The sequence below is a fragment of the Geminicoccus flavidas genome, assembly GCF_009806515.1.
Taxonomy (GTDB): domain Bacteria; phylum Pseudomonadota; class Alphaproteobacteria; order Geminicoccales; family Geminicoccaceae; genus Geminicoccus; species Geminicoccus flavidus.
Genome location: NZ_WUJP01000934.1, coordinates 1 through 2122, shown reverse-complemented (window position 1 = coordinate 2122; position 2122 = coordinate 1). Strand labels below are relative to the sequence as shown.

The following is a 2122-nucleotide window of genomic DNA, read 5'->3' as shown; positions in this document are numbered from 1 at the left end:
GACATCAACGACGCCTTCGACCTCATGCACCAGGGCAAGTCGATCCGCTCGGTGGTCGTCTATTGAGCGTCTTCCGCTTCATCACCCACCCGGACGTCCGCATCGAGCCGGACGTCCGGGTGCCGGACTGGTCCCTGTCCGAACGGGGCCGGAAGCGGATGGAGCAGGCCCTGGCTCTGCCCTGGATGGCAGACCTGCGCGCCGTCTGGTCCAGCCAGGAACGCAAGGCGGTCGAGGGTGCGGAGATCCTCAGCCGGGGCCTCCGCATTCCTCACCACACCATGGCAGAGCTCGGCGAGAACGACCGCTCGACCACGGGCTTCTTGCCCAAGGCCGAGTTCGAGGCCACTGCCGATGCGTTCTTCGCCCGCCCAGAGGAGAGCGTACGCGGCTGGGAGCGGGCGGTGGACGCCCAGACCAGGATCGTCCAGGCAATGACGCGCATCCTGACGCCCCGCCCGGACGGCGACATCGCGATCGTCGCGCATGGTGCCGTAGGCGCGCTCCTGCTCTGCTACCTCAAGCGCTGCCCGATCAGCCGCAGCGAGGACCAGCCGCCCGGCAATGGCGGATATTATTTTTCCTTCGACGTCGACGCCAGCCGGCTCCTCCATGGCTGGCAGCCCATCGACGGCTGATCGCCCACCCGCCGGATCGCCCCTTACGGTGATCTGCGTCACCCCGGGCCAGCCAGTTCCTGACGCATATGCTGCCCAGGCAACCGGGCGGCAGGAGGCGCGGCCGGGCGAACGGGGCAGCATCGAACATGGCCGATCCGGCGCATCATTGGCCGCGAAAGCAGCGCGACCTGCACAACCACCACATGGATTCGACCATCTGGGAAGCGCTCGACTTCCGTGACGACGACATCGTCATCGCCACTTATGCGAAGTCCGGCACCACCTGGACGCAGCAGATCATCGGCCAGCTCCTGTTCCGCGGGTCACCGGAGGTCGAGGTGGCCGCGATCTCGCCCTGGCTGGACCTGCGGGTGCCGCCCCGCGAGGTCAAGCTGCCGGCGGTGATGGCACAGCGCCACCGGCGCTTCCTGAAGACCCATCTGCCGGTGGATGCGCTGGTCTATTCCCCGACGGCCAAGTATCTCTATATCGGCCGTGACGGGCGTGATGTGGTCTGGAGCCTCTACAACCATCACGCCCATGCCAACGCGCTGTGGTATCAGGCGCTGAACGACACGCCGGGGCGGGTCGGGCCGCCGATCGAGCCGCCGCCCGATGATGTCCGGAGGTATTTCCGGCAATGGCTGGACGGCGACGGCTATCCATTGTGGCCGTTCTGGGAAAACATCCGGAGCTGGTGGGAGATCCGCCACCTGCCTAACCTGATGCTCCTGCACTTCAACGAGCTGAAGGCCGACCTGCCGGGCCAGATCCGGCGGATCGCGGCCTTCTTGGACATCCCGATTGACGAGCAGGACTTTCCACGGATCGTGGAGCATTGCGGCTTCGCGCACATGAAGGCCCATGCCGAGCAGAGCGCGCCGGCCGGCGGCATCTTCTGGGAGGGCGGTGCCCGGACCTTCGTCCACAAGGGCAGCAACGGGCGCTGGCGGGACACGCTCAGCACGGCTGACTGCCAGCGCTACGAGGCGATCGCCCTGCGTGAACTCGGCCCGGACTGCGCCCGCTGGCTGGCCACGGGCGAGCAGGCAGTGCCGGCCGGCCGCTAGGAAGCGGCCGGCCGGGGCCGTCAGCCGGCCTGCTGGATCGCCGAGAGCACCCACTCGCCGCCCCGCGGGCGGGTGAAGGTCCAAAGCTCGGTGATCTGCTCCGGCCGCTCCGGATCGCCCGCTACCACGGCACCGCTGGCGCGGTCCTCCGTCCAGTCCTTCATGCTGTAACGCATGGCCACGGTGGCATAGTCGGTCCCGCCTTCCCGCCAGGCCTCGGCGAGATCGCCCTGCAGCAGGCTGACATCCGCCAGCCGGTTCACCCGGCCCTGCGCGCGGTTCGCCTCCAGTTCCTCGACGAAGTAGCCGAACATCTCGGGCGTGACGGCGCCACGCAGGGCCGCCTGGTCCTCCCGGCCATAGGCGGTCTGCACGGTCCGCAGGCCGTTCTCGAACGCGGTGTAGTCGGCCGTCGTGATGCCGATCTCGTCA

3 protein-coding genes are annotated in these 2122 nt (G+C 68.1%); 2 read left to right on the top strand and 1 reads right to left on the bottom strand.

From position 1 onward, the window contains the following. Both EQG76_RS26830 and EQG76_RS26825 read left to right on the top strand, forming a co-directional pair. Window positions 1–638 (top strand): histidine phosphatase family protein (locus EQG76_RS26830; RefSeq protein ID WP_235031582.1); only part of this gene is annotated, 638 nt, incomplete at its 5' end. 128 nt (window positions 639–766) lie between these two features. Beyond that, the gene (locus EQG76_RS26825; RefSeq protein ID WP_159717989.1) at window positions 767–1690 is read left to right on the top strand and encodes a sulfotransferase domain-containing protein; all 924 of its coding nucleotides are present in this window, start codon (window positions 767–769) and stop codon (window positions 1688–1690) included. 20 nt (window positions 1691–1710) lie between these two features. On the opposite strand, the gene EQG76_RS26820 is transcribed toward EQG76_RS26825, so the two are convergent. Continuing rightward, on the bottom strand, window positions 1711–2122 hold a 412-nt coding region (locus tag EQG76_RS26820), incomplete at its 5' end, for a Tim44 domain-containing protein (protein ID WP_159717987.1).

Bases quoted from the DNA above. Each gene is read 5' to 3' on its own strand.
- EQG76_RS26825 (WP_159717989.1), top strand. From the start codon at position 767: ATGGCCGATCCGGCGCATCATTGGCCGCGAAAGCAGCGCGACCTGCAC.